Origin of the sequence: Ectothiorhodospira marina, assembly GCF_900109495.1 — a bacterium.
Classification (GTDB): Bacteria; Pseudomonadota; Gammaproteobacteria; order Ectothiorhodospirales; family Ectothiorhodospiraceae; genus Ectothiorhodospira; species Ectothiorhodospira marina.
On the sequence record NZ_FOAA01000006.1, the window covers coordinates 52749 to 77983 of the forward strand.

General features: G+C 61.3%; 24 protein-coding genes and 1 pseudogene. 17 read left to right on the plus strand and 8 right to left on the minus strand.

Annotated elements, in window-relative coordinates:
* The first annotated feature begins 32 nt into the window (after positions 1 to 32).
* From cysM to BMY52_RS15835, 4 genes are read left to right on the plus strand one after another with little or no spacing between them, the layout of a single operon-like run.
* On the plus strand, positions 33 to 923 hold the full coding sequence (gene cysM / locus BMY52_RS07015) for a cysteine synthase CysM (protein ID WP_090252682.1): 891 nt from the start codon (positions 33 to 35) through the stop codon (positions 921 to 923).
* On the plus strand, positions 920 to 1720 hold the full coding sequence (locus BMY52_RS07020; protein ID WP_245740667.1) for a 3'-5' exonuclease: 801 nt from the start codon (positions 920 to 922) through the stop codon (positions 1718 to 1720). The genes cysM and BMY52_RS07020 overlap by 4 nt, the downstream gene beginning before the upstream one ends.
* A complete protein-coding gene (gene rlmD, locus BMY52_RS07025; RefSeq protein ID WP_090252684.1) occupies positions 1717 to 3048 on the plus strand; it encodes a 23S rRNA (uracil(1939)-C(5))-methyltransferase RlmD in 1332 nt (443 codons plus the stop codon). The genes BMY52_RS07020 and rlmD overlap by 4 nt, the downstream gene beginning before the upstream one ends.
* A gap of 14 nt (positions 3049 to 3062) precedes the next feature.
* Entirely contained in the window at positions 3063 to 3191 is a 129-nt protein-coding gene (locus tag BMY52_RS15835; protein WP_281244073.1) for a hypothetical protein, read from the plus strand.
* A gap of 80 nt (positions 3192 to 3271) precedes the next feature.
* On the opposite strand, the gene dapD is transcribed toward BMY52_RS15835, so the two are convergent.
* The 4 genes and pseudogenes from dapD to map all read right to left on the minus strand — a co-directional run bounded on the left by dapD (position 3272) and on the right by map (position 8951).
* Positions 3272 to 4093, minus strand: a complete 822-nt coding sequence (dapD, locus tag BMY52_RS07030; protein WP_090252687.1) for a 2,3,4,5-tetrahydropyridine-2,6-dicarboxylate N-succinyltransferase — start codon at positions 4091 to 4093, stop codon at positions 3272 to 3274.
* 88 nt (positions 4094 to 4181) lie between these two features.
* On the minus strand, positions 4182 to 5375 hold the full coding sequence (gene dapC, locus BMY52_RS07035; protein ID WP_090252691.1) for a succinyldiaminopimelate transaminase: 1194 nt from the start codon (positions 5373 to 5375) through the stop codon (positions 4182 to 4184).
* Positions 5376 to 5460: 85 nt separating this feature from the next.
* Positions 5461 to 8170, minus strand: a pseudogene (gene glnD / locus BMY52_RS07040) ([protein-PII] uridylyltransferase).
* A 10-nt stretch (positions 8171 to 8180) separates the two neighbouring features.
* Positions 8181 to 8951: a type I methionyl aminopeptidase gene (gene map, locus BMY52_RS07045; protein ID WP_090252693.1), complete on the minus strand. Its 771-nt coding sequence runs from the start codon at positions 8949 to 8951 to the stop codon at positions 8181 to 8183.
* A 206-nt stretch (positions 8952 to 9157) separates the two neighbouring features.
* Here map and rpsB point away from each other — a divergent pair, with 206 nt between their 5' ends.
* From rpsB to lpxA, 13 genes are all read left to right on the plus strand, one after another.
* Positions 9158 to 9952: a 30S ribosomal protein S2 gene (rpsB, locus tag BMY52_RS07050; protein WP_090252695.1), complete on the plus strand. Its 795-nt coding sequence runs from the start codon at positions 9158 to 9160 to the stop codon at positions 9950 to 9952.
* Positions 9953 to 10024: 72 nt separating this feature from the next.
* The gene (tsf, locus tag BMY52_RS07055; protein WP_090252697.1) at positions 10025 to 10903 is read left to right on the plus strand and encodes a translation elongation factor Ts; all 879 of its coding nucleotides are present in this window, start codon (positions 10025 to 10027) and stop codon (positions 10901 to 10903) included.
* 80 nt (positions 10904 to 10983) lie between these two features.
* A complete protein-coding gene (pyrH, locus tag BMY52_RS07060) occupies positions 10984 to 11712 on the plus strand; it encodes a UMP kinase (protein ID WP_090252699.1) in 729 nt (242 codons plus the stop codon).
* Between the two features lie 5 nt (positions 11713 to 11717).
* The gene (frr, locus tag BMY52_RS07065; protein ID WP_090252702.1) at positions 11718 to 12275 is read left to right on the plus strand and encodes a ribosome recycling factor; all 558 of its coding nucleotides are present in this window, start codon (positions 11718 to 11720) and stop codon (positions 12273 to 12275) included.
* Positions 12276 to 12301: 26 nt separating this feature from the next.
* On the plus strand, positions 12302 to 13048 hold the full coding sequence (gene uppS, locus BMY52_RS07070; protein WP_090252705.1) for a polyprenyl diphosphate synthase: 747 nt from the start codon (positions 12302 to 12304) through the stop codon (positions 13046 to 13048).
* Positions 13049 to 13051: 3 nt separating this feature from the next.
* Entirely contained in the window at positions 13052 to 13873 is an 822-nt protein-coding gene (locus tag BMY52_RS07075; RefSeq protein WP_090252706.1) for a phosphatidate cytidylyltransferase, read from the plus strand.
* 108 nt (positions 13874 to 13981) lie between these two features.
* Complete coding sequence (gene ispC / locus BMY52_RS07080; RefSeq protein ID WP_090252708.1) at positions 13982 to 15193, plus strand: 1-deoxy-D-xylulose-5-phosphate reductoisomerase; 1212 nt, start codon at positions 13982 to 13984, stop codon at positions 15191 to 15193.
* The gene (gene rseP / locus BMY52_RS07085) at positions 15193 to 16554 is read left to right on the plus strand and encodes an RIP metalloprotease RseP (protein ID WP_090252710.1); all 1362 of its coding nucleotides are present in this window, start codon (positions 15193 to 15195) and stop codon (positions 16552 to 16554) included. Before ispC ends, rseP begins: the two co-directional genes overlap by 1 nt.
* A 6-nt stretch (positions 16555 to 16560) precedes the next feature.
* Positions 16561 to 18864, plus strand: a complete 2304-nt coding sequence (gene bamA / locus BMY52_RS07090; RefSeq protein ID WP_090252712.1) for an outer membrane protein assembly factor BamA — start codon at positions 16561 to 16563, stop codon at positions 18862 to 18864.
* 97 nt (positions 18865 to 18961) lie between these two features.
* Positions 18962 to 19444 carry an OmpH/Skp family outer membrane protein gene (locus BMY52_RS07095; protein WP_090252881.1) on the plus strand — a complete coding sequence of 161 codons (483 nt, stop codon included), beginning with the start codon at positions 18962 to 18964 and terminating at the stop codon, positions 19442 to 19444.
* 5 nt (positions 19445 to 19449) lie between these two features.
* Positions 19450 to 20496: a UDP-3-O-(3-hydroxymyristoyl)glucosamine N-acyltransferase gene (lpxD, locus tag BMY52_RS07100; RefSeq protein ID WP_090252715.1), complete on the plus strand. Its 1047-nt coding sequence runs from the start codon at positions 19450 to 19452 to the stop codon at positions 20494 to 20496.
* A gap of 62 nt (positions 20497 to 20558) precedes the next feature.
* Entirely contained in the window at positions 20559 to 21008 is a 450-nt protein-coding gene (gene fabZ, locus BMY52_RS07105) for a 3-hydroxyacyl-ACP dehydratase FabZ (protein ID WP_090252717.1), read from the plus strand.
* Positions 21005 to 21793, plus strand: coding sequence for an acyl-ACP--UDP-N-acetylglucosamine O-acyltransferase (gene lpxA, locus BMY52_RS07110; protein ID WP_090252719.1), 789 nt, complete (start codon positions 21005 to 21007; stop codon positions 21791 to 21793). Before fabZ ends, lpxA begins: the two co-directional genes overlap by 4 nt.
* A gap of 24 nt (positions 21794 to 21817) precedes the next feature.
* On the opposite strand, the gene BMY52_RS15390 is transcribed toward lpxA, so the two are convergent.
* From BMY52_RS15390 to BMY52_RS07125, 4 genes are all read right to left on the minus strand, one after another.
* On the minus strand, positions 21818 to 21994 hold the full coding sequence (locus BMY52_RS15390) for a hypothetical protein (RefSeq protein ID WP_177169881.1): 177 nt from the start codon (positions 21992 to 21994) through the stop codon (positions 21818 to 21820).
* A gap of 29 nt (positions 21995 to 22023) precedes the next feature.
* Positions 22024 to 22881, minus strand: a complete 858-nt coding sequence (locus tag BMY52_RS07115) for a PH domain-containing protein (protein WP_090252721.1) — start codon at positions 22879 to 22881, stop codon at positions 22024 to 22026.
* Between the two features lie 177 nt (positions 22882 to 23058).
* Positions 23059 to 23358 (minus strand): hypothetical protein, encoded by a 300-nt coding sequence (locus BMY52_RS07120; RefSeq protein ID WP_090252724.1) that lies wholly within the window; start codon positions 23356 to 23358, stop codon positions 23059 to 23061.
* On the minus strand, positions 23333 to 25204 hold the full coding sequence (locus BMY52_RS07125; RefSeq protein WP_090252727.1) for a Na/Pi cotransporter family protein: 1872 nt from the start codon (positions 25202 to 25204) through the stop codon (positions 23333 to 23335). Before BMY52_RS07125 ends, BMY52_RS07120 begins: the two co-directional genes overlap by 26 nt.
* Positions 25205 to 25235: the final 31 nt, after the last annotated feature.

A 25235-nucleotide genomic window follows, 5' to 3' on the forward strand; every position in this document is an offset into this window, starting at 1 on the left:
ATGGGCCCTGAGTCTCGAGGCGACCTTTAGCGATGAATTATCCGACGATGGAATCCTGCGTGGGCAACACGCCCCTGGTACGGCTGCAGCGCATGCCGGGTGACACCTCCAATGTCCTGCTGGCCAAACTGGAGGGCGACAACCCGGCCGGTTCCGTCAAGGATCGCCCGGCCATGAGCATGATCCGCCATGCCGAGGCCCGCGGTGACATCCAGCCCGGGGATACCCTGATCGAGGCCACCAGTGGCAACACGGGCATTGCCCTGGCCATGGCGGCGGCCATCCGGGGTTATCGGCTGGTCCTTATTATGCCGGAAAACATGAGTGCTGAAAGGCGTGCCGCCATGAAGGCCTTCGGCGCCGAGATGATCCTGGTCACGAAAGAGGAGGGCATGGAGGGCGCACGGGACCTGGCCCAGCGGATGCACGCCGAGGGCAAGGGGCGTGTGCTGGACCAGTTTGCCAACCCGGACAACCCCCGTGCCCACTATGAGACCACCGGCCCGGAGTTGTGGCGGGACACCCAGGGGCAGATCACTCATTTCGTCAGTTCCATGGGCACCACCGGGACCATCATGGGGGTGTCGCGCTATCTTAAGGAACAGAACCCGAACATCCGGATCATCGGGGTGCAGCCCATCGAGGGTTCCAGCATCCCGGGTATCCGCCGTTGGCCCGAGGCCTATCTGCCCCGCATCTTTGATCCCGCCGCCGTGGACACGGTGATCGATGTCTCCCAGGACGAGGCCGAGCAGACCATGCGGCGACTGGCGGCGGAGGAGGGCATCTTCTCGGGTGTCTCGTCCGGGGGCGCCATGGCGGCGGCCCTGCGGCTGTCGGCTGAATTGGAGAATGCGGTGATCGCCTCCATCGTCTGTGACCGCGGTGACCGCTATATCTCCACTGGCGTGTTTCCCGCATGACGGCTGCCTTTGCGGAACCGGTGATGGTCTTCGACATTGAGACCATCCCCGACGTCGACGGTGGTCGCAGGATTCATGGCCTGGATGATCTGGATGATGCCAAGGTCGCCAAGGCCCTGTCCCAACTGAGGCTGCAAAAGACCGGTAATGAGTTTCTGGCTCACCACCTGCATCGGGTGGTGGCCATTTCCGTGGTCCTGGCCACCCGTGACCAGTTGCGGGTGTGGTCTTTGGGAGGCCCGGACTCGGACGAGGCCGAACTGGTGCGACGCTTCTTCGAGGGCATTGAGCGGTATGGTCCCACCCTTGTGACCTGGAACGGCGGCGGCTTCGACCTGCCGGTGCTGCATTATCGCTCGCTGCTCCACAAGGTGTCGGCGCCCCGGTACTGGGATACCGGCGATGATGATCGAAGCTTTCGTTACAACAACTACCTCTCCCGCTTTCACTGGCGCCACGTGGACCTGATGGATGTGCTGGCCGGCTTCCAGATGCGCGCCAATGCGCCCCTGGACGAAATCGCCACGCTGCTGGGCTTTCCCGGCAAGATGGGCATGAACGGCGCCCATGTGTGGGATGCCTGGCTGGGCGGTGATATCCAGGGTATCCGCAACTATTGCGAGACGGACGTGCTCAACACCTACCTGGTCTTTCTGCGCTTTGAACACCTCAGGGGCCGCCTCAGCGATGAAGGCCTGGCCCGGGAAGAGGGGCGCGTGGCCAATTTGTTGCAGGCCTCAGAGGCCACCCATCTTCAGGCCTTCCATGAGGCCTGGCTCGGACACCCCCCGGAATGAGTCCCAGAAAACGCAATAAACTGCCGGATACGCCGGTGCAGGCGCATATCGACTCCATGACCCACGAGGGGCGCGGTGTCACCCGCGTGGAAGGCAAGGCCGTCTTCGTGGATGGGGTGCTGCCCGGCGAGACCGTGACCTTCCGATATACCCAGCGTCGCCGCCGTTATGACGAAGGTCGTGTCGACCAGGTGTTGGAGGCCTCAAACGATCGGGTGGAACCCCGTTGCCCCCACTTCGGTATCTGTGGCGGGTGCGTGCTCCAGCACATGGATCCAGCCGCCCAGGTGCGGGCCAAGGAGCAGGCCATGCTGGAGAATCTTCAGCATCTTGGGGGTGTGAGTCCCGAACGGGTGCTCCCCGCCATCACCGGCCCCCGGTGGGGCTACCGGCGCAAGGCCCGCCTGGGCGTGAAGCATGTGCCCAAAAAGGGGGGTGTGCTGGTGGGCTTTCGGGAGCGGGGCAGCCCCTATCTGGCCGAACTGGAGGTCTGCCACGTGCTGCATCCGGCGGTGGGTGAGCGCATCATGGCCCTGCGGGATCTGCTCACCGCCATGCAGGCGCGGGACCGGATCCCGCAGATTGAAGTGGGTGTGGGGGACGATGATGCAACTGCCCTGGTGTTTCGTCACCTGGATCCTCTCACCGAGGGGGACCGGGAGCGTCTGAAGACCTTCGGCCAGGCCCATGATCTGCAGATCTGGTTGCAGCCCGGTGGCCCGGACAGCATCAACCCCCTGTGGCCGGAATCACCCGCGGGGCTTTGCTTCACCCACCCGGACGAGGGCCTGCGTATCCCGTTCTCCCCCGTGGACTTCATCCAGGTGAATCGCGACGTGAACCACCGCATGGTGCCTCAGGCCATGGAGCTATTGCAGGTGGCGCCGGAGCATGGGGTGCTGGATCTGTTCTGCGGCCTGGGTAATTTCACCCTGCCGCTGGCGCGGCGGGCCGCCCGGGTGACGGGGGTGGAGGGGGATGCGGCCATGGTGGAACGGGCCCGGGAGAATGCAGTCAAAAACGGTATCCACAACACCCGTTACTTTGCCGCCGATCTGAGTGCGGACCTTGCCGGGGCCCCCTGGTTGTCCGAGCCGGTGGATCGGGTCCTGCTGGACCCGCCCCGCTCGGGCGCCCGGGAGGTGCTGGGGCCGGTGGCGGCCCTGGCGCCAGGCCGGATCGTCTATGTCTCCTGCAACCCGGCCACACTGGCCCGGGATGCGGGCGAACTGGTCCGGCAACATGGCTATCGTCTGGAGGCGGCGGGTGTCATGGACATGTTTCCGCACACGGCTCACGTGGAGTCCATGGCGGTGTTCAGCCGCTGACAGCGAGGCAGATCATGATCGATACCACCACCCTGGTCCTGAGCAAGGGCCTTTTGACGGCTGCGATCCTGCTGGGCGGTTGCGCCTGGCAAATCTGGTCGGTGAAGCGGGCGTTGAGGGAGCGGAGGGAGAAGAGGGGCTGATGTGATGGGTCAGCCGCTCCGCCCTCACCCCAACCCCTCTCCCGCCAGCGGGAGAGGGGCGTCAAGGGAGACCCCGGAGCTCAGATGTCCCGCAACAACTCGTTGATGCCCACCTTGGAGCGCGTCTTCTCGTCCACCTTCTTGACGATCACGGCACAGTACAGGCTGTACTTGCCATCCTTGGCGGGCAGGTTGCCTGAGACCACCACGGAGCCGGCCGGGATGCGGCCAAAGGTGATCTCATCCTTCTCCCGATCGTAGATGCGGGTGCTCTGACCCAGGTAGACCCCCATGGAGATCACCGAGCCTTCCTCCACGATCACCCCTTCCACCACCTCGGAGCGGGCTCCGATGAAGCAGTTGTCTTCAATGATGGTGGGCGAGGCCTGCAGGGGTTCCAGCACGCCACCGATACCCACACCGCCGGACAGATGCACGTTCTTGCCGATCTGCGCACAGGAGCCCACCGTGGCCCAGGTGTCCACCATGGTGCCTGTGTCCACAAAGGCACCGATGTTTACATAGGAGGGCATCAGGACCACGCTCGGTGCGATGAAGGCACCTCGACGGGCGGTGGCAGGTGGCACCACGCGCACGCCGCCTTCACGTAATTCCCGCGAGTTCACGTCGGCCCATTTGGAATCCACCTTGTCGAAATAATTGGTGAAGCCCCCCTTGATGAACTGGTTGTCATTAATGCGGAAGGAAAGCAGCACGGCCTTCTTGAGCCATTCATTCACGACCCATTCGCCATCGCGCTTTTCCGCCACCCGGGCCGTGCCCCGATCCAGCATGTCGATGGTTTCCATCACCGCATCCCGCAGGCGGGTCTCGGCATTGCGTGGGGTGATTTCCGAACGTCGTTCAAAGGCGTCTTCAATCAGGGTCTGAATGTCGCTCATGGGAGTTCCTCTGGGGGGGCAAAACGATTGATGTGTGAATTTTAAAGGGTGATTATCACTGCTGTCATTGCGCCTGGGTCGGATTCATTCACTCCAGGTAACGGCGAATGCGGTGGGCAGCGGCGATGCAGTCTTCCAACGGCGCTACCAGCGCCATGCGAACCCGCCCTTGGCCTGGATTGCCTGTCGCGGTGGAACGCGAGAGGTAACTGCCAGGCAGCACGGTCACGTGTTCACGGGCAAAGAGTTCGCGGGCAAAGGTGTCGTCATCAACGGGGGTGTGCGCCCATAGATAGAAGCCTGCGTCGGGCCGCTGAACCTCCAGCACCCCGTTCAGGATGGGGAGAACCGCATCGAACTTGCGGGTGTAGAGCCTCCGGTTCTCCTGCACGTGGGATTCGTCATTCCAGGCGGCAATGCTGGCGGCCTGGGCTGGAGGTGCCATGGCACAGCCATGGTAGGTGCGGTACTGGTGGAAATGCTCCAGAAGCCGGGCATCCCCCGCGACGAAGCCCGATCTCAGGCCGGGTAGATTGGAGCGTTTGGACAGGCTGTGGAAGACCACCACCCGCTCAAAATCCGTGTAACCGGCTCGTACCGCGGCGCCCAGCATCCCCGGAGGCGGGGCGGTGTCGGTGAAATGGATCTCCGAGTAGCACTCGTCAGCGGCGATGATGAAATCATGGGCGTGGGCCAGGGTGAGCAGTCGCTGCATGAAGGCCTCATCCATGACGGTGCCGCTGGGGTTGCCGGGATTGCAGATATAAAGGAGCTGGCAGTCCTGCCATTGATCCTCGGAGATGGCATCAAGGTTCGGCAGGAACCCCTGATCCGCCTCCAGGTTCATGAAGAACGGCCGGGCCCCCGCCAGCAGGGCTGCGCCTTCATAGATCTGGTAGAAGGGGTTGGGCATCATCACCAGGGGGTTGCTTCGGGTGCGATCCACCACGCATTGGGCCAGCGCGAACAGGGCCTCCCGGGTGCCGTTGACCGGCAGTACCTGACGCTCCGGATCCAGGCTTGCCGATGGCAACTGGAAGCGCCGCACGGCCCAGTTGCGAATGGCCTGGCGCAGTTCCAGTCCGCCGCGGGTCATGGGATAGCGGCCCAGGCCCGCCAGGCTGGCCTGCAATGCCTGCAGGGCGATCTCCGGAGGCGCGTGGGCTGGCTCGCCGATGGAAAGTGGAATGGGACTCAGATGCGCGGGAGGCGTGATACCCTGCTTGAGGGCCGCAAGCTTCTGAAAGGGATAGGGCTGCAGGCGATCCAGATCGGGATTCATGTCTTGGGGGCACGAAAAGGGCGCCATAGTATACGGCAGATGACACCACGATGAAGGGGCAGCCTGCGGCGGCACAGGCCCGGGTTTAGATCGCCAACTCCTTGGGGGGCTGTTCAGCCGAACCGATCTCCAGCGCTTCTGTCAGCCGTGAGGCGATCAGCGCCTGTTGTGCAGGGTCGCTGATGGGGGTGTCATCCAGATTGGAGATATAGAACACGTCATCGGCCTGTTCGCCGGCAGTGGCAATCTTGGCATTGTGGACCTTCACCTGACAGTCGGTGAGGATGATGCCGATACGCGAGAGCAGGCCCGGACGGTCCGCCGTGCTGATGTTCAACACGGTGCGCAAATGATGCGTATGCGGCGCGAATCTCACCTCAGTGGGGACGTCGAAGTGCTTGAGCTGACGGGGGGTGGAGCGACGCACCATGCCGGGGCGGCGGTCAGGCTCCTTCAGGCGTTCCTTGAGTAGACGCCCGATTTCCTGGACCCTGAAAGGGTTGTCGATGGGCTGGCCGATATCTTCCAGTACCAGGAAGGTATCCAGGGTGCGGCCGCTGCTGGTTGTAATAATGCGGGCATCCACGATGTCCAGGCCCAGTTGGGTCAGCGCCGTGCTGGTCAGGGCGAACAGGTGGGGGTGGTCTTCTGTATAGAGGAAGATCTCGGTGCTGCCCCGGGCCGTCTCCTGACGCACCTGGACCAGCGGCAGATCCTCTTCGTCCACCTCATGGATGGCCCGGGTATGCCAGGCAATCTCATCGGCAGAGTGACGCAGGAAATAGTCCACGTCAAAGTCATTCCAGATGGCGAAACAGTGTGCCTCATCCACGCCGCGAGATTTGAGTAGCTCCAGTGCGTGGGTTTGCACCTCGCCTACCAGCTCATCCTGGTCCGGGGGATTGTCCAGCCCGCGACGCAGCATGCGCTGGGTGGAGGCATACAGGTTGGAGAGCAGGGAGTTCTTCCAGGAGTTCCATAACTTGGGATTGGTGCCCCGGATATCGGCCACGGTGAGCAGATAGAGATAGTTCAGGCGCATGGTATTGCCCACCTGGGAGGCGAATTCCATGACCACGTCCGGATCCGAGATGTCCCGGCGCTGGGCGGTGAGGGACATGAGCAGGTGGGCGCGAACCAGCCAGCCCACCAGGTTGGCATCGTACAGGGCCAGCCCATGACGCAGACAGAATTCCCGTGCTTCTTCAGCGCCCAGCTCCGAGTGGTCACCGCCGCGTCCCTTGGCAATATCATGAAACAGACCGGCCAGGTAAAGCAGTTCCGGCTTGGGGATGCGCCGAAAGATGCGCGAGCACTCGGGGAGTTCGTGATCATGCTCACTGTTGGCGAAGCGCCGCAGGTTGCGGATGACAGCCAGGGTGTGTTCGTCCACGGTGAAGACATGAAACAGGTCGTACTGCATGCGTCCCACGATCAGGGCAAAGGTGGGCAGGTAGGCGGCCAGTACCCCGTAGCGGTTCATGCGGCGCAGCTGGTGAGTGACGCCATGGGGTTGACGCAGAATCTCCATGAACAGGCTGCGGCAGGCCAGGTCCTGGCGGAACTTGTCATCGATCAGGCCGCGGTGGGCACGGATCTCGCGGATGGTGGACGCGCGGATGCCCTTGAGATCCGGATGCTGCTGAAGCAGCAGGAAGACTTCCAGCAGGGCAGGGGGGTACTGCCGGAACACCCGGGGGTGGGTGATCTCCAGAAAGCCGCGCCTTGCCTGGAAACGCCGGTTGATGGGCACGATATCATCATCGGTGTCATCCAGCAGGATGGCCTCGCTGAAATGCTGCAAGAGCATTTCATTGAGCCGTTCCAGTTCCATCACGGTGCGGAAGTACTGCTGCATGAACTGTTCAACCGCCAGATTGTGGTCGTGGTCACTAAAGCCCAGGAGGTTGGCCAGGCGGCGCTGATAATCGAACAGCAGTCGATCCTCCTTGCGGCCGCTGAGCATGTGCAGGGCAAAACGCACCCGCCACAGAAAGGCTTGGCCATCCATCAGGTCGTGGTATTCGGCCTGGGTGAGAAAGCCGTGGGCCACCAGTTCCGCCAGGGCGCTGGAGCCGAAGTGGCGTTGGGTGACCCAGCCGATCATCTGGATATCGCGCAGCCCCCCGGGGCTTTCCTTGAGGTTGGGCTCCAGGCGATAAGCAGTCTCGCCAAAGCGCTGATGACGGGCCTCCTGTTCATCCAGCTTGGCGGCAAAAAAGGCCCGGCTGTTCCACATGCGCTCCGGGCTGATGCGTGATTCCAGCTCCGAGAACAGGGTGTCCGGGCCGGTCAGGGCGCGTGATTCCAGCAGGTTGGTGGCCACGGTGATATCGGCGGCGGCTTCACGGCTGCAGTCCTCCAGGCTACGCACGCTATGCCCCAGTTCCAGGCCAATGTCCCAAAGAAACGTCACGAAGGCGCCCAGGCGTTCCTCGGTGGCCGGGGAGATCTCATTCTCATACAGGATCACGATATCCACATCCGATCCCGGATGCAGGTCGCCCCGTCCATACCCCCCCCACGGCGGCCAGGCCCAGCGCCTTTTCCCGGTGCAGGTCCATGGCCTCCCAGGCGGTGATCAGTAATCGATCCATGGTGGCGGCCCGGGCCTGCACCAGGTCGGTCACGGCGCAGCCTTCGGCGAAGGCGGTCTCCAGCGCCTGGCGTACGTGGTTGAGCGTATCCACATAGGTTTGCCGGTGCGGCGGGGAATGGGCACGCAACCGTTGCTCTTGCGCCTCCCAGTCCAGACGCTGTTGAATGGATTCCGGCAGGGGCCTCAAGGTGGGCATGGGCTGGCTCTCAGCTGATGCGCTCGTCCTTGCGCAGGGTCAGGATCTCGTGGCCTTCCTCGGTCACCAGGATGGTGTGTTCCCACTGGGCCGACAGGCTGTGGTCCTTGGTGACCACTGTCCAGCCGTCGGCCAGAAGTCTTGTGTGACGTTTGCCGACATTCACCATGGGCTCGATGGTGAAGGTCATGCCCGGTTGCAGTTCCATGCCTTCGCCGGGCGAACCGAAGTGCAGCACCTGGGGATCTTCGTGGAATTCCCGGCCGATGCCGTGACCACAGTATTCGCGCACCACGCTGCACCGTTCAGCCTCGGCGTAGGTTTGCACAGCATGGCCGATGTCACCCAGGCGGGCGCCGGGACGCACCATCCGGATGCCTCGCCACAGGGCCTCATGGGCGATATCCACCACGCGCTGTGCCTTCACCGAGGGTTTGCCAATGATGAACATGCGGCTGGTGTCGCCATGGTAGCCGTCGTGGATCACGGTGATGTCAATGTTCAGGATGTCCCCATCCTTCAGGCGACGTTCCCCGGGAATGCCGTGGCACACCTGGTGGTTCAGTGAGGTACAGATGGAGCGGGGAAAACCCCGGTAGTTCAATGGCGCAGGTATTGCCCTCTGTACGTTGACAATGTGGTGATGGCAGAGTTCGTCCAGCTCGCCGGTGGTGATCCCGGCCTGCACATGGGGCGTGATCATCTCCAGAACTTCGGCGGCCATACGGCCGGCCACGCGCATTTTTTCGATCTCTTCCGGGGTCTTGATGGATACGGGCATCAGGTGGGGTCCATGGCGGGTTGTGACGCGCTATGCGTTTGTTGTGAAAGACCGATTATGGTATAAAGCGCCCGCGCTCCATGCAAACCAGACCGCCGGGAGCGTCCACTCTATCGAATCCACACATACGCCGTCACTCATGGCTGGGTGCCCTTTTCGGGTTGCCATGCGGGGCGTATGGAGGCTCAACCCTCAGGAGAATCATTATGCCTAACGTGACCATGCGTCAGATGCTCGAAGCAGGCGTCCATTTCGGACACCAGACCCGTTACTGGAACCCGAAGATGGATCAGTACATCTTCGGCCACCGCAACAAGATCCACATCATCAACCTCGAGAAGACGGTTCCGTGCTTCAACGACGCGATGAACTACCTGGGCAAGATGGCTGCCAATGGCGGCAACATCATGTTCGTGGGGACCAAGCGTTCCGCCCGTGACCTGGTGGCGGAGCACGCCAGACGCTGCAAGATGCCCTTCGTGAACCACCGTTGGTTGGGCGGCATGCTCACCAACTTCAAGACCGTGCGCCAATCCATCCGTCGCCTGAAGGATCTGGAGGCCATGAAGGAAGATGGCAGCCTGCATGTGCTGAACAAGAAGGAAGCCCTGATGCGCATGCGCGAGATGGAAAAACTCGAGCGCAGCCTGGGCGGCATCAAGGATATGCCCGGCCTGCCCGATGCCCTGTTCGTGATCGACGTGGGTTACGAACGCATTGCCATCAGCGAAGCCCGCAAGCTGGGTATTCCGGTGGTGGCCGTGGTGGATAGCAACAACTCCCCTGATGGCGTTGATTACGTGATTCCCGGTAATGATGACGCCATGCGCGCCATCCAGCTGTACGTCAGCGCTGCGGCGGATGCCATCAATGACGCCCTGAATGTGGCCCGTGCCGGTGCCGGCGAAGAGTTCGTCGAGGAGAAGGGCGAGGCGCCCGCCCCGGCCGCTGAACCCACGCCAGCCCCAGCCCCCGAAGCCGGCCAGGCTGAGGCCAGGTAACTCTTCCCGGGCTCTGCCGATGCCCATCGGGTATCGGCGGGGCGCTGCAAACGAATTCTCAGGAGTATCCCCATGCAGATTACCGCATCCATGGTCAAAGAACTGCGCGAGACCACCGGCGCAGGCATGATGGAGTGCAAGAAGGCCCTGACAGCCGCCAATGGCGACATGGACGCCGCCATTGAGCAGATGCGCAAGTCCGGTGCCGCCAAGGCGGTCAAGAAGGCCGATCGGGTCGCTGCCGAAGGGCAGGTGATGGTGGCCAACTCGGACGATCATCGTCGTGCCGCTATCGTCGAAGTCAACTGCGAAACCGACTTCGTGGCCAAGGACGAGAACTTCAAGGCATTTGTTGCCCAGGTGGCCGAACAGGCATTGGCCCAGCAGCCTGCCGACGTGGACGCCCTGATGGCGTTGTCCGGCCCCGAAGGCAGCCTCGAGGAGACTCGCGCAGCCCTGGTGGCCAAGATTGGCGAGAATGTCCAGGTGCGCCGCTTCGAACTCTTCGCCAGTGAAGATGGTGAGCTGGCCCATTACCTCCATGGCACCCGCATCGGTGTTGTGGTGGAAATGGTCGGCGGCAATCAGGATCTGGCTCGCGACGTGGCCATGCATATCGCCGCTAGCCACCCCGTGTGCGTGGACGAGAGTCAGGTCCCTCAGGACCTGCTCCAGAAGGAAGAGGCTGTTTTCCGCGCCCAGGCCGAGGAAAGCGGTAAACCGGCTGAAATCATTGACAAGATGATTACCGGGCGTATCAAGAAATACCTGAGCGAAGTCACCTTGCTGGGTCAGCCCTTCGTCAAGGATCCTGACCAGACGGTGGGTCAGATGCTCAAGGCCGCTGGTGCCCAGGTAAGACAGTTCGCTCGTTTCGAAGTGGGCGAAGGGATTGAGAAGAAGACGGAAAACTTCGCTGAAGAGGTCATGGCCCAAGCGAAGGGCTCCTGATATTGTTTTAAAGAAAACACCGCCCCAGAACCCGGGGCCCGTGGCCCCGGGGACCGACAATCCAGCCATCAAGGTTACCCATGACTGACGACACCCGCCCTGCCTATAAGCGAATCCTGCTGAAGCTGAGTGGCGAGGCTCTGATGGGAGATCTGGAATACGGGATCTGTCCAAATGTATTGGGGCGGGTGGCTCGCGAGGTGGCTGAACTGAGCCGACTCGGCGTCGAGGTGGCCATCGTGATCGGCGGAGGCAATATCTTCCGGGGGGCCGGCATGGCCCAGGCCGGTATGGATCGGGTCAGCGCCGATCATATGGGCATGCTGGCCACGGTAATGAACGGTCTGGCCATGCAGGATGCACTGGAGCGGGTCGGTAAATTCTGTCGGGTCATGTCAGCGCTCAAGATCAATCAGGTCTGCGAGGACTACATCCGTCGCCGTGCGGTGCGTCATCTGGAAAAGGGTCGCATCGTCGTGTTCGCCGCCGGTACCGGCAATCCCTTTTTCACCACCGATACTGCCGCCAGCCTGCGTGCCATCGAGATGAACTGCGATGTCATGATCAAGGCCACCAAGGTGGACGGTGTTTACGATTCCGACCCCATGCACAATCCCGATGCCAAGCGTTACGAGCGGTTGACCTTCGACGAGGTTCTGACCGCGCGTCTGGGGGTCATGGATGCCACAGCCATTGTCATGTGTCGGGATAACGATATGCCCCTTCGGGTGATCAACATATTCAAGGAGGGGGAACTCATGCGGCTCGTCATGGGTGAGCGCGTGGGTACCCTGGTCGAGAGAGGTTGAGTGACATGCTTGATGCCATAAAAGAAGATGCCGCCACCCGCATGGGCAAGAGTATCGATTCCCTGCGGCTGGAAATGGCCAAGATCCGCACCGGCCGTGCCCACACCAGCCTGCTGGACCATGTACAGGTGGAGTACTACGGCAGCAATGTGCCCATCAATCAGGTGGCCAACGTCAACGTGGAGGATGCGCGTACCCTGACCGTGACACCCTGGGAACGGGACATGGTGAGCAAGGTGGAAAAGGCCATCATGAATTCGGATCTGGGCCTGAACCCTTCGTCGGTCGGCACCGTGATCCGCGTGCCCATGCCGGCCCTCACCGAGGAAAGGCGCAAGGAGCTGGTCAAGGTGGTGCGCCATGAGGCGGAAAATGCCCGGGTGGCGATCCGCAATATCCGGCGGGATGCCAACAGCGAGCTCAAGTCGCTGCTCAAGGACAAGTCCATCACTGAGGATGATGATCGCCAGGGTCAGGAGATTGTGCAGAAGCTGACCGATCAGTACATTGCCGAAGTGGACAAGGTGCTGGCCCAGAAAGAAAAAGAACTCATGGCCGTCTGATTCTCACGGATGGACACGATAACGCAGTGACACCATTTCCTGTGAATACGGCGGGCACGCCGCGCCATGTGGCCATCATCATGGATGGTAATGGCCGGTGGGCCCGTTCGCGCATGCTTCCCCGAACCGAAGGTCACCGTCAGGGCGTGAATTCCGCCCGTATGGCGGTACGCTACTGTGCTGAACAGGGTGTTCGTGTTCTGACCCTGTTTGCCTTCAGCAGCGAGAATTGGCGTCGCCCCCGTCAGGAGGTGGGCACGTTGATGGATCTTTTTATTGGATCCATCGGTCGCGAGGTGCCGGAACTGGTGGAGAAGGGTATCCGCCTGCGCTTCATTGGCGATCGCGCGGCCTTCTCCTCAAAGCTCCAGAAAAGAATGGCCGATGCCGAGGAGCGCACCCGTGAAAACCAGCGGATGGACCTGGTGGTGGCGGTCAGCTATGGGGGCCGCTGGGACATCGCCCATGCCGCGGCCGCGGTGGCCGAACGGGTGCGTTGTGGTGAACTGGATCCGGAGCACATTACCCCTGAGGTGATGGAGGCGCACTTGTCCACGGCGGGCCTGCCCGAGCCGGATCTGTTTGTGCGTACCGGTGGCGAGCAGCGCATCAGTAATTTCCTCTTGTGGCAACTGGCTTACACCGAGTTGTTCTTCACTGACGTGCTATGGCCGGATTTCAAGGAAGAGGAACTGGGCCGGGCGTTTGAATATTATGCCGGGCGTCAACGGCGCTTTGGGCATATCCAGGAACAGATCGCGGGACGGGAGTAGGGGATGCTTAGGCAGCGGGTGATCACCGGCATATTCCTGGCGGCAGCCGTGGTGGCGACCGTCCTGTTGCTGCCCAGTGGTGTGTTTGCGGTGGCCATGTTGGCAGTCACGTTGCTTGGGGCCTGGGAATGGAGTCGCCTGTGCGGGCTGGATGAAGCGCCGGTTCGGGCCGCCTATGTGGGGTCCCTGGCGATATTGGGAGGGGTGACCTGGTGGCTCGTCTTTGTTCAGGCGCACTTGTGGCCCGTGGCGGTTGGTGTGGTGTGGTGGGCTTGCGTGCTGGGCGTGCTTGCCCTGTACACGCCGGGGCAGGGGGAGCGTGAGGCACTGCGCCGTTACGGGCTGGGATTGGCGGGGGCGCTGACCTTGATCCCGGCCTGGATCGCACTGGTCTGGTTTCATCAATCCCAGCCGTTGTGGGTGTTGTACCTGGTGTTGCTCACCGCCACCGCCGACACGGCAGCCTACTTCACTGGAAAACGCTTTGGTCGGGTGAAACTGGCGCCCTCCATCAGCCCGGGCAAGACCCGAGAGGGGCTGCTCGGGGCTGTTGCGGCCATCATACCCTTCGGGCTGCTGGGTGCCTGGGGGTTCGGGGTGACGCCGGGATGGTGGTTTTATTTCGTGGCCCTGTGTGTGATCACCGCATTGATTTCGGTGGCCGGTGATCTATTCGAGAGCCTGGTCAAGCGGGAGGCCGGGGCCAAGGACAGCGGCACCCTTCTTCCCGGGCATGGTGGGGTCATGGATCGCATCGATAGCCTGACCGCCGCCGCGCCGGTCTTCCTGATCGGTCTCCTGTGGGCCGGAATTATGGCAAGATAGCCCACGGCAAGGGGTCGGGGTTTCTTGATGTCTCCGATCCAGGATCCTGCACGCGCCGGCGATGTCCGTCAGCGTCAACATGACTGTATGAGTACCTGGAGTCTTTCCATGGCTGCTTCCCCCAAGGGCGTAACCGTTCTCGGCGCCACCGGCACCATCGGCGTCAACACCCTGGACGTGATGGCACGTCATCCTCAGCTCTACCGGGCCGTGGCGCTCACTGCCAACGGTAACGTGGACCGCTTGGTGGAACAGTGCCGTATCCATCGGCCTTCCTATGCCGTGGTGGCTGATCCTGCTCAGGAGGGGATGCTGGTCGCCGGATTGAAGGCCGCCGGGTTGGAGACAGAGGCGATGTCAGGCCCCGAAGCTCTGGCACACGTGGCCTCATTGCCCGAGACCGATTACGTGATGGCAGCCATCGTCGGCGGCGCTGGCCTGCTGCCTTCCCTGGCCGCGGCGCGGGCCGGTAAACGGGTGTTGCTGGCCAACAAGGAAGCCCTGGTCATGTCCGGGCGCATCTTCATGGATCAGATCCGTCAAAGTGGCGCCGAACTCCTGCCCATCGATAGCGAACATAATGCCATCTTTCAGTGCATGCCCGGCGATTTCGACCGGGGCCTGAACCGGGTGGGTGTTGAACGCATCCTGCTGACTGCGTCTGGCGGGCCCTTTCGTGCCTATGCCGCCTCGGATCTGGAGGCGGTGACCCCGGAGCAGGCCTGTGCGCATCCCAACTGGGTGATGGGGCGAAAGATTTCAGTGGACTCCGCCTCCATGATGAACAAGGGGCTGGAACTGATCGAGGCGTGCTGGCTGTTCGATACCACGCCGGACAAGGTGGAGGTGGTGCTGCATCCCCAGAGCGTGATTCACTCCATGGTTTCCTACTCCGACGGTTCGGTACTGGCCCAGTTGGGCAATCCTGACATGCGCACCCCCATCGCGCATGCCCTGGCCTGGCCAGAACGTATTGCCTCAGGTGTGGAGCCATTGGATATCGTGCAGGTGGCCCGGCTGGACTTCGAGCGTCCCGATATGGACCGCTTCCCGTGTCTGCGTCTGGCCTACGAATCCTTTGAGGCGGGCGGGACGGCCACCGCGATTCTCAACGCCGCCAATGAAGTGGCTGTCGAGGCCTTCCTGGATGCGCGTATCCGCTTTACCGATATTCCGCGGGTGATATCTCACTGCCTGGAGACCATGGAGCTGGGTGCGGCCGATACACTGGAAGAGGTTCTGGCAGCTGATGAGGCGGCCCGTGCAGTGGCCTATGCAAGCATCACGGCTGGCGGGCTTGATCGGCGGGTCACGGCTTGATGACCTTTCTGATCAGCGTTCTGGCCTTTGTCGTGGCCATTGGTTTGCTGGTTACCGTGCATGAGTTCGGTCACTACTGGGTGGCACGTCGCTGTGGCGTGAAGGTGCTGCGTTTTTCGGTGGGCTTCGGGCGACCGCTATGGCGTCGCGTAGCCGGTCGGGACCGCACCGAATATGTGATCGCCGCCATCCCGCTGGGTGGTTACGTAAAGATGCTGGACGAGCGCGAGGAACCGGTTGCCGATAAGGATTTACCTCGTGCCTTCAACCGCCAGAGCGTCTGGCGCCGCATGGCGATCGTGATTGCCGGCCCCACTGCCAATTTCCTCTTCGCCATCGCTGCCTTCACGCTGATGTTCATCGTCGGTGTCACGGGAGTGAAGCCGCTGGTGGGCGAGGTGATGCCCGGGTCCTTGGCCGATCAGGCGGGCTTCGAACGCCAGGATGAGGTCCTGCGAGTGGAAGATCAGTCCACGCCGACCTGGGAACTCGTGGCGCTCAATCTGCTCGAAAAGGGGCTGGATGCCCGGGAGGTGGAGGTGCTCGTGCGCACCGCCGGGGGGCAGGAGGTGTGGAGAACACTGGACCTGACCGATCGGCGCCAGTTGCTGGCTGACGGTGCCCTCCTGGATAAACTGGGGATCGAGGCCTGGCGGCCCTGGTCCGAACCGGTCTTTGGCGAGGTGCTGGCCGAGGGGCCGGCCGCCCGTGCCGGCGTGCAAACGGGAGACCGTATCCTGAGTGTGGATGGGGTATCCCTCTCCAGTTGGGCCGCCTGGGTCGATCATGTCCGCGCGCGTCCGGGTGAGACGCTGGAAGTCCGTGTGGAGAGGGACGGTTCACCTGTCACACTGACCCTGCAGACCGAAGTTCACGAGGAAGAAGGGGAGCGTATCGGCCGAATCAGCGCCTGGCCTCATGTGGATAACGAGGCCGCCGAGGCCATGCAGCGCCAGGTGCGTTACGGTCCATTCCAGGCCATCGCCCTGGGGGTGGAACGCACCTGGGATATGTCGGTACTGACTCTGCGCGTGATGTGGCGTCTGATCACCGGAGAGGCGGCGGCCAGTAACATTGCTGGCCCCGTGAGCATTGCTGAGTATGCCGGTGTGAGCGCCGTCATTGGTTTGTCGGCATTTCTGAGCTTTCTGGCCATAGTCAGTTTGAGTCTGGGCATTATTAATCTGCTGCCCGTGCCCATCCTGGATGGGGGGCATCTGCTGTACTACGTGGTGGAGATCATCAAAGGCAGTCCGGTCTCACAGACCGCCGAAGCCATCGGCCAGCGCATTGGCCTGGTGATGATCGCCATGCTCATGACGCTGGCCTTTTACAACGATTTCATGCGAATCCTGGGTTGAATCTGAATGTTCCTTGAGGTGCGACGTCTGATCGCCGGTACGGGCCTGGCCATTGCCTTGTCGAGTACACCGACCATCCTGCATGCCAGCAATGATGCCTTTGTCATTGAAGACATTGAGGTGGAGGGCCTGCAGCGCATCGCTGCCGGTACCGTCTTCAGCTATCTGCCGGTGGGGGTGGGTGACACCTTCGACGAGGCCCAGAGTGCCGATGTCATTCGTGCCCTTTACCGTACCGGCTTCTTTTCGGATGTCTCCCTGCTGCGGCGTGATGGGGTGTTGGTGGTGACAGTTGAGGAGCGGCCAGCCATCAACGAGATTCGCATCAGTGGTAACCGGGACATCAAGACCGAACAGTTGATGGACGCCCTGCAGCAGGTGGGAATGGCCCGCGGCCGTGTCTTCAATCGCAGCGTGCTTGAGCGGATGGAGAACGAACTGCTTCAGCAGTATTTCGCACGGGGCAAATACAACGTCCAGGTGGACGTGGATGTGGATGAACTGCCCCGTAATCGCGTGGATGTCGTGATTGATATTGCCGAGGGGCGGGTGGCTCGCATCCAGCAAATCAACCTGGTGGGTAACGAGACCTATTCCGACCAGGAACTGACCGGTCGCTTCGAATCCGGAGACCCCCCCTGGTACAACCCCTTCAGCCGTCGCGATCACTATTCACGCCAGCGCCTCTCCGGGGACCTGGAGGCCTTGCGTTCCCGTTATCTGGATTCGGGTTTTGTGAATTTCAATATCGATTCCACCCAGGTCACGCTGACCCCGGATCGCAAGGATATCTACGTCACCATCAATATTGATGAGGGTGAGCAGTACGCCATCAGTGAGGTCAGTCTGGCGGGTGATCTGGTCGTGGGGGAGGAGGCACTGCGCGCGTTGCTGGAGGTTGAGTCCGGCGACACCTTTTCGCGCAGCCGCATTACCCGCAGTGCCAATGCCATCAGCGATCGGCTGGGAGACGAGGGCTATGCGTTTGCCAACGTGAACCCCATTCCCGAACTGGATGAAGACAACCGCACTGTAGCGCTGACCTTCTTTGTGGATCCTGGGCAGCGGGTTTACGTGCGACGTATCAATTTCAGTGGCAACACCCGCACCCGCGATGAAGTCTTCCGCCGCGAAATGCGACAGATGGAGGGTGGGTGGTATTCCGCGTCCAATGTGGACCGTTCCCAGGTGCGTTTACAGCGTCTCTCCTACGTGGAGGACGTGAATGTGGAGACACGCCGTGTCCCCGGTACCGAAGACCAGGTGGACCTGGATATCTCCGTGCGTGAACGTCTGTCGGGTAACTTCATGATTGGTGCAGGTTATTCCCAGAGTCAGGGGGTTCTTTTCAACACCAGCGTCTCGCAGGAAAACTTCTTCGGCACGGGCAATCGCGTATCGCTGGCGGTGAACAACAGTCAGGTCAGTACGCTCTACAGCCTGTCCTACACCAATCCCTATTACACCATTGATGGTGTAAGCCGTGGCTTTAATGTGTTTTATCGGGAGACCGATGCATTCCGGGCGGATATCTCCCGTTACTCGTCCAACCGACTGGGAGCCAACCTCACCTACGGTATTCCGCTGACCGAGTACGATACGTTCCGTATCACGCCCGGATTCGAGAGTATCGAGATCCTGACCTCGGACAATACGCCCGACGAGATCTTCGAGTACCTGGACACCGAGGGAGATCAGTTTGATCTGTACACCTTGACGGCCAGTCTCAGTCACGACACCCGCAATCGTACAGTATTCGCCGAGAAGGGGAATTTGCAGCGGGGGACGCTGGAGTTCTCCGTGCCTGGCAGCGATCTGGAGTACTACAAGATCGACTATCGCAACGAACTGTTCACGCCGGTGCGGGAAAAGATCACTTTCAAGCTTTCCGGGGAAGTGGCCTATGGAGAGGCCTATGGGGATACCGGGGATCTGCCGTTCTTCGAGAAGTATTTCGCGGGCGGTACGCGCTCCGTGCGCGGTTACCGGGATCTTAGCTTGGGTCCCCGCGATAGCCGCAATGACCCCTTTGGCGGTAATTTCCGTGTGCTGGGTGGGGCCGAGTTGATCTTTCCGCCGCCCTTCATGGAGGAGGCCGCCAATGTGCGCATGAGCCTGTTCCTGGACGCCGGTCAGGTCTACCCCAGTTACGAGGACTTTGAGGCCGATGAGATCCGCGCCTCGGTCGGGGTGGGCATGACCTGGTTGTCGCCGGTGGGCGCGTTGACTTTCAGTCTGGCCGAGGCTTTAAATGACGAACCCGGTGACAAGCTCCAGTCCTTCCAATTCAATATTGGCGCTTCCTTCTGAGATACGGGGAGTCACTGTACGGGAGTCCCCATTGCCGCGGAGAACACGTTTGAAGAGCCATATCTCGCGAGTTGTCGCCGGACTGCTACTGGTCCTGATGGGGATGCTGCCTGGGAGCGTGCTGGCGGCGGACTCCGTCGCCTTCGTGAACATCAATCGAGTCATGGAGCAATCCCCCCAGGCGGAGGCCTCGCTGAGTGCCCTGGAGGAGGAGTTTGCGCCTCGGGACGCCGAACTGGTGGCTGAACGCGATGCGCTGCGCCGGTTGCAGCAGCGTCTTGAGCGTGACACCGATATCATGGGTTCCGAGGAGCGCCTGGATCTGGAGCGGGAATTCCGCAACCGGTCGCGGGAGTTCAAGCGTGCCCAGGACATGTTTCAGGAAGACCTGAACGTTCGGCGCAATGATGAGCTGGCACGTCTGCAGCGATTGGTGCATAACGTGATCCTGGAAATTGCCCGAGAGCAGGGGGTGGATCTCGTGGTCACCGAACGCACGGTTCTGTTTGCCAGCGATCGTATCGATATCACCGATGGGGTGCTGGAAGAATTACGCCGGCAGCATCAGGCTGGCGGCTGAGGGGGATGACAGGCACGGTCATCACACTGGCGGACCTGGCCGAGTTTCTGCAGGTCGAATTGCATGGGGGCGACTCGCGGTCGCCCATTGAGTCACTGGCGCCTCTGGATCGGGCAGGCCCCCGTCAATTGGCCTTCATGGCGCATGATCGATATCGGGACTCACTGATTGACACCCAGGCCGGGGCAGTGATCCTGTCTCCGGCGCACTTGCCCCATTGCCCGGTGCCGGCGCTGGTCTGTGAACATCCCCACGTGGCGTATGCGCAGGCTGCGCGACGGATCCACCCGGATCCTGTGGCCGTCCCCGGCATTCACCCCAGCGCCTCTATCAGTGATCAGGCCGTGGTGCACCCAACGGCTCAGGTGGGACCGCAGTGCGTGGTGGAGGCCGATTGTCAAATCGGTCCGGGTGTGATCATGGGGCCCGGGTGTTTTCTCCAGGCAGGATGCCAGGTGGGGGAGAATTCGCGTCTGGTGGCGCGTGTCACCCTGGGCCCCCGGGTGCGGCTGGGGCGGCGCGCTCTGGTCCAGCCGGGGGCCGTCATCGGTGGGGATGGCTTTGGTTTTGCCCGCCAGGGTGAAGCCTGGTTGAGAGTGCCGCAGGTGGGTAGCGTGTGTATTGGCGATGACGTGGAAGTGGGCGCCAATACCACCATTGATCGAGGTGCCCTGGATGACACGATCATCGAGGATGGGGTGAAGCTGGATAACCTCATACAGGTGGCGCACAACGTTCATATCGGCGCCCATACCGCCGTGGCTGGTTGTGTGGGCATTGCGGGTAGTGCCCGCATTGGTCGCCGCTGCGGTATCGGTGGCGGTGCAGGTATACTGGGGCACCTGGAGATCGCGGATGATGTCACCGTGACCGCCATGACGCTGGTAACCCATTCCATCCGCGAACCGGGGGTCTATTCTTCCGGGGTCCCCCAGGCACCGGCGCGGGAATGGAACCGCAGCCTGGCCCATCTGCGCCGACTGGGGGAACTCTTTCGCAGGGTGAGAGGGTTGGAGCAGGAGGGCGATCCAGGGGCCAGGCAGCGTCGTTGAGGTCTTTCGCCGCCGCGACGACGGTTTTTCTCGGATAAGAACAGGATAATAAAGTGGATCAAATGACCATACATGAGGTGCTGCGTTATCTGCCGCACCGTTTTCCTTTCCTGATGGTGGACCGAGTGCTGGACTACCAGCCCGGGGAATACATGAACGCCATCAAGAATGTCTCCTTTAATGAGCCCTATTTTCAGGGCCATTTCCCCATCCGACCGGTGATGCCCGGGGTACTCATTCTTGAAGCCCTGGCACAGACCACGGGTCTGCTCGCCTTCAAGACGCAGGAACAGCGGGGCGAGTCCGGAGACAAACAACAGCTGTACCTGTTTGTGGGCATCGATGAAGCCCGGTTTCGCCGCCAGGTAGAGCCCGGGGATCAGTTACATCTGTACGTGAAACATGTGCGCACCGTGCGCGGCATCTGGCGTTTTGAGGCGGAGGCCAAGGTGGATGGCAAGGTGGTGGCCACTGCTGTGCTGATGTGTGCGGGCAAGGATGTAGAAGCATGATTGATCCCCGTGCCGTAGTGGATCCCGGTGCGCGGATAGATGAAGGCGTCAGCATCGGGGCCTTCTCCGTCATTGGCCCCGATGTGAAGATTGGTCGAGGCACCTGGATCGGCCCTCATGTAGTGATCAGCGGTGACACCACCTTGGGTGAGGACTGCCAGATATTCCAGTTCGCCTCTCTGGGAGAGGCCCCGCAGGACATTGGCTATCGTGGCGAACCCACCCGTTTGGAGGTGGGGGATCGCAACATCATTCGCGAATTTACAACCCTGAGTCGCGGGACGCCCAAAGGTGGTGGCTGCACACGGGTGGGCTCGGACAATCTCATCATGGCTTACGTGCACATCGCCCATGATTGCGAGGTCGGCAATCATGTGGTGTTCTCCAACGCCGCCTCGCTGGCAGGCCACTGCCATGTGGGAGACCGGGCGATCCTGGGTGGGTTCACCCTGGTGCACCAATTCTGCCGGGTGGGTACCCAGGCCTTCACCAGTATGGGTGCTGCCTTGAACCGGGATTTGCCACCGTATTGCCTGGCCACGGGTAACTACGCCCGTGCGGTGGGCATCAACAAGGTGGGTCTGAAGCGCCGCGGCGTCTCGACGGAGACAGTGCGTGCCCTGCATCAAGCCTTCAAGCTGCTGGTGAGAGGCCGTGACCGCGCTCAGGGTCTGAAAGCCGTGGAACCGCTGGCGCGCATCCATCCTGAGGTGGCCGAGTTCGTCGATTTCATCCAGAACAGCCAGCGTGGCATCATCCGCTCGGGTCGTCGCAGCGAGAACTGAGTCACGATATCGGTATAGACCCCGTTACCCGGATCCAGCCGATCCAGCGTTCTTGTCCTTGAGGCGCACATCCAGGATGCGCACACTTTGAACCGCCTCCACCTGATTGGGGGCGATCAGGCGCTCGGCGAGGGTCTTGACGTCAGACAGTTTGACCTTGCTCAGGTTGACGTCCAATTCCACGGTGACTTCCACTTTCACGGTTGTTACCTCCTCGCTTCAGCCAGGCTTCAGAGCGTGGCCGAGTGGGTTGGATCCAGCATGGCCTGCAGGCTCGATGGATCGGCAATCCCCGGCAGCTTGATGCTGTTGCCATCGCGATCAATGATGCCGACTTTGCCATAGTCCAGGAGTCGGCCAAGTCGGCCCCGAGACACCCCGGCTGCCTTGATGTTCTCCAGGTCCACAATGTGCTTTCTGCGCAGCAGCGTGCCGGTGACCGTAATCAATCGTCGGTCGGTGACGGACACCTCCGTATTGAGGAAAATGGCCAGAGCCCGTGCCATCACGCCCGGCACGATCACCACATATACCACTGCGGCAATCACTTCGCCTCCCAGGCCAAATGGCCCCAGCAACAGCAGGATGCAGAGGGTGAGGAGCTGGATGGGTGGCAAGAAAATGGCCCAGTGGGTGTCGGCGCGAAACAGGATGTCCTCGTCAGGCTCCAGCAGGTCCTCGGTAACCTCCTCCCGACTCAGCGAGAAGGAGACCAAGGCGGCTACCATGGCGGCGGGCAATAGCAGGGTGCCGGCTACCAGGAGTGTCGTGCCGAGTGGCGTACCAAAAAAATTCAACCCTGAGAATACATTGATGGCGGCTGCCACCAGCACGCCAGCGGAGGTGAAATTCAGGCGGCGTTTCCACCGTCGACTGTTGGGCAGGGATTGGCAAGGGCGCGACGGCCACCAGCGGACCAGCATGACGATCAGCGTGACGGGGAACAGGACGATGAAAAGGGTCAGCGAGAACAGCGCTGCTCGTCCCAGAAAGACCAACGAGCCCATGAGGCTGAGCAGGGTGGACCAGAACAGGATGTGGGGAAGCCAGCGGCTCCAGAAACTCCTTTTTTTGGGCTTGTCGTTCAAGGACAGACTCCATTATTCATCGTCAGCGTGATTCCCTCAATGGGGATTTCCCCCTATTTTGCCTGAGGCACCACCGGATTGTCCCTGTAATAGAGCAACGCGAAGGCTGTGAATGGGCGCTTGGGCCGTACCAGGGCAATCCCGTACAGGTTGAGTGGCCAACGGGCCACTGGGGACTCAGGAGTTCTGCGTCCGGCTGCCAGGGTCATTCTCGGGTTCAGCGGATTCGTGACCGCCACGTAGTTCCTTCACCCGATCCACGCCTTTGCGCCGCTGCGCATAGATGACCTCCAGTTTGGCGGTGATGTTGTCACGTTCCTCGCCCTCGGGGGTCTTGGGCAACTTCTCGTGCAGATCCCGCTCCTTGTGCTTGAGCTTCTTGAGCACCTTGCGGATGGACTCAATCTCCTTTTGCTGCGAGGCTCGGTCTGCATCCAGAAACCTGCTCAGCTTAGCGAGCAGTTTTTTGGTCGCCATGGGTATGATCCAGTTGGGTTGAGTCAGGTTCGGCACGGGTCATCCGCTCGATATCGTTCTCGTCCAGAGCCAGTGCCCCCTCTGCCGCCTGCTCGGCCAGCGTGCTGCCAGTCTGGAGCAGGGCTTGCGCCGCCTCCAAGAGATTTTCGCAGATCTCCGAGGCGTACTTCTCATCGTTTAGCATGGATGTGGCGATAGCGGGAGACAACAACCGGCTGCGGACCATCCGGTTGATATCCGAGGTGAATCGGCGACCGGATTTCTCCACGGATAGCCTAAGCGCATCCAATGACAGGCTTGTGACAGTGTCCGGATCCTGAAGCCTTAATTGCCGAATCTCCCGCAATACACGGGCGATGCGCAGGCGGATGCTGTCATAACTCTCCCGCACGGCGGCATGGGAGGAGATGCCGTAGCGGGAGAGGTTCTTGTGCAGATGCTTGGTGGCCTTCACCGCCTCGACGATATCCCGGCTGGCCTGTTGCAGGGCATCGACCTGATGGATGGCATACTTGGACATCTCACGCCCCTGGATCTCGCTGGAGAAGGCGATGATCTCGTTGTGCAGGCTTTTTACCTTGTGTTCGTAGAGGTCATCCAGGTCCAGCGGGATGATCCGGTGGGTTTTTTTCACCGCTTCTGACAGGGAGTCTTCCGAAGCGATCACCGATCGGCGCAGGCTCACTCCATGGGCGATCAGATCATGGGCATTGTCATACAAATGGCCCACCTCCTTGCGCAGGGCATTAAGGGCACTGGCGGGCGTCTCCAGGGCGCCCGGGTACAGGTAAAGGGGCTGGGCCCGGGACTTGGGCGTGAACTGGACATAACGTAGCAGAAACCATTCAAGCTGCCTGATGAAAGGCGCCAGTAGAATCACGCCAAGCAGATTGAACAGCGTATGGAACAGGGCCAGCTTGAGCAGCAGGTCATCCTCAATGCCCATCAGTTCGCTCAGCTGTTCCACCACCCAGCCCATCTGTTCAATCAGGGTGATGGCCACCAGGGCCGTCATGATGTTGAAGACCACATGGGCCAACGCCAGGCGCTTGCCGCCCAGATTGGCGGTCATGCCGCCCATGGCGGTGGTGACGGCGCTGCCCAGATTGGCACCAATGGCCAGGGCGAGGGCGGCATCATAGGTGATCTGGCCGGCGGCGAGGGCCGCGATGATCAAAAGCAAGGTGGCATGGCTGGACTGCATGACCACCGTGATGGCCATGCCGATCCCGGTAAACAGCAGCACACCCCCAAGGCCGGGCACTTCGTAGGCCGAGAACTCAAAGGCCTGCTGGAACGCCTCGAAGCCTTCTTTCATGTAATGGATGCCCAGGAATAAAAAGCCTACGCCCATGGCCAGGTATCCCAGACCTTTCACCTGCTTGGATCGCTGCAGCAGCATGACCACACCGAATACCAGGGCGGGCATGGCATAAGCGGCGATATCCACCCGAAGCCCCAGGCCGGCAATGAGCCAGGCCCCCGTGGTGGTGCCCAGGTTGGCCCCCATGATGATGCCGATCCCCGCAGCCAGGGTGATCATCTCGGCGCTGACAAAGGAAATGCTGATCAGTGATACCAGGGTGCTGGATTGCATCAGCGTGGTGGAGCCGATGCCAAAGACGATGCTCTTCCAGAGCCGATTGGTGGAACGACGCAATACGCGTTCCAGAGCCCCGCCTGTGAAGACCTTGAATCCCTTCTCAAGGGAGATCATCCCGAACAGGAACAGGGCCACGCCAGCGGCGATCTCCTTGAAGTGCGGACTGACCCAGAAGCCATAGCCCAGAATGATGAACACCACCGGGAGCCAGTAGCGGCGAGGGTCCAGCAGGCTGATGTTCATCTTCGGGATGTGGCTGTCCTCACGGTAGTGG

Coding starts and splice junctions, on each gene's coding strand:
- BMY52_RS15835 (WP_281244073.1), top strand. CDS start 3,063: ATGATCGATACCACCACCCTGGTCCTGAGCAAGGGCCTTTTGACGGCT.
- BMY52_RS07095 (WP_090252881.1), top strand. CDS start 18,962: ATGGGGATGCTGCCTGGGAGCGTGCTGGCGGCGGACTCCGTCGCCTTC.
- cysM (WP_090252682.1), top strand. CDS start 33: ATGAATTATCCGACGATGGAATCCTGCGTGGGCAACACGCCCCTGGTA.
- BMY52_RS07020 (WP_245740667.1), top strand. CDS start 920: ATGACGGCTGCCTTTGCGGAACCGGTGATGGTCTTCGACATTGAGACC.
- pyrH (WP_090252699.1), top strand. CDS start 10,984: ATGACTGACGACACCCGCCCTGCCTATAAGCGAATCCTGCTGAAGCTG.
- rseP (WP_090252710.1), top strand. CDS start 15,193: ATGACCTTTCTGATCAGCGTTCTGGCCTTTGTCGTGGCCATTGGTTTG.
- BMY52_RS07075 (WP_090252706.1), top strand. CDS start 13,052: ATGCTTAGGCAGCGGGTGATCACCGGCATATTCCTGGCGGCAGCCGTG.
- BMY52_RS07125 (WP_090252727.1), bottom strand. CDS start 25,204: ATGAACATCAGCCTGCTGGACCCTCGCCGCTACTGGCTCCCGGTGGTG.
- frr (WP_090252702.1), top strand. CDS start 11,718: ATGCTTGATGCCATAAAAGAAGATGCCGCCACCCGCATGGGCAAGAGT.
- BMY52_RS07120 (WP_090252724.1), bottom strand. CDS start 23,358: ATGGCGACCAAAAAACTGCTCGCTAAGCTGAGCAGGTTTCTGGATGCA.
- map (WP_090252693.1), bottom strand. CDS start 8,951: ATGCCCGTATCCATCAAGACCCCGGAAGAGATCGAAAAAATGCGCGTG.
- rpsB (WP_090252695.1), top strand. CDS start 9,158: ATGCCTAACGTGACCATGCGTCAGATGCTCGAAGCAGGCGTCCATTTC.
- rlmD (WP_090252684.1), top strand. CDS start 1,717: ATGAGTCCCAGAAAACGCAATAAACTGCCGGATACGCCGGTGCAGGCG.
- lpxA (WP_090252719.1), top strand. CDS start 21,005: ATGATTGATCCCCGTGCCGTAGTGGATCCCGGTGCGCGGATAGATGAA.
- lpxD (WP_090252715.1), top strand. CDS start 19,450: ATGACAGGCACGGTCATCACACTGGCGGACCTGGCCGAGTTTCTGCAG.
- dapD (WP_090252687.1), bottom strand. CDS start 4,093: ATGAGCGACATTCAGACCCTGATTGAAGACGCCTTTGAACGACGTTCG.
- fabZ (WP_090252717.1), top strand. CDS start 20,559: ATGACCATACATGAGGTGCTGCGTTATCTGCCGCACCGTTTTCCTTTC.
- ispC (WP_090252708.1), top strand. CDS start 13,982: ATGGCTGCTTCCCCCAAGGGCGTAACCGTTCTCGGCGCCACCGGCACC.
- dapC (WP_090252691.1), bottom strand. CDS start 5,375: ATGAATCCCGATCTGGATCGCCTGCAGCCCTATCCCTTTCAGAAGCTT.
- bamA (WP_090252712.1), top strand. CDS start 16,561: ATGTTCCTTGAGGTGCGACGTCTGATCGCCGGTACGGGCCTGGCCATT.
- tsf (WP_090252697.1), top strand. CDS start 10,025: ATGCAGATTACCGCATCCATGGTCAAAGAACTGCGCGAGACCACCGGC.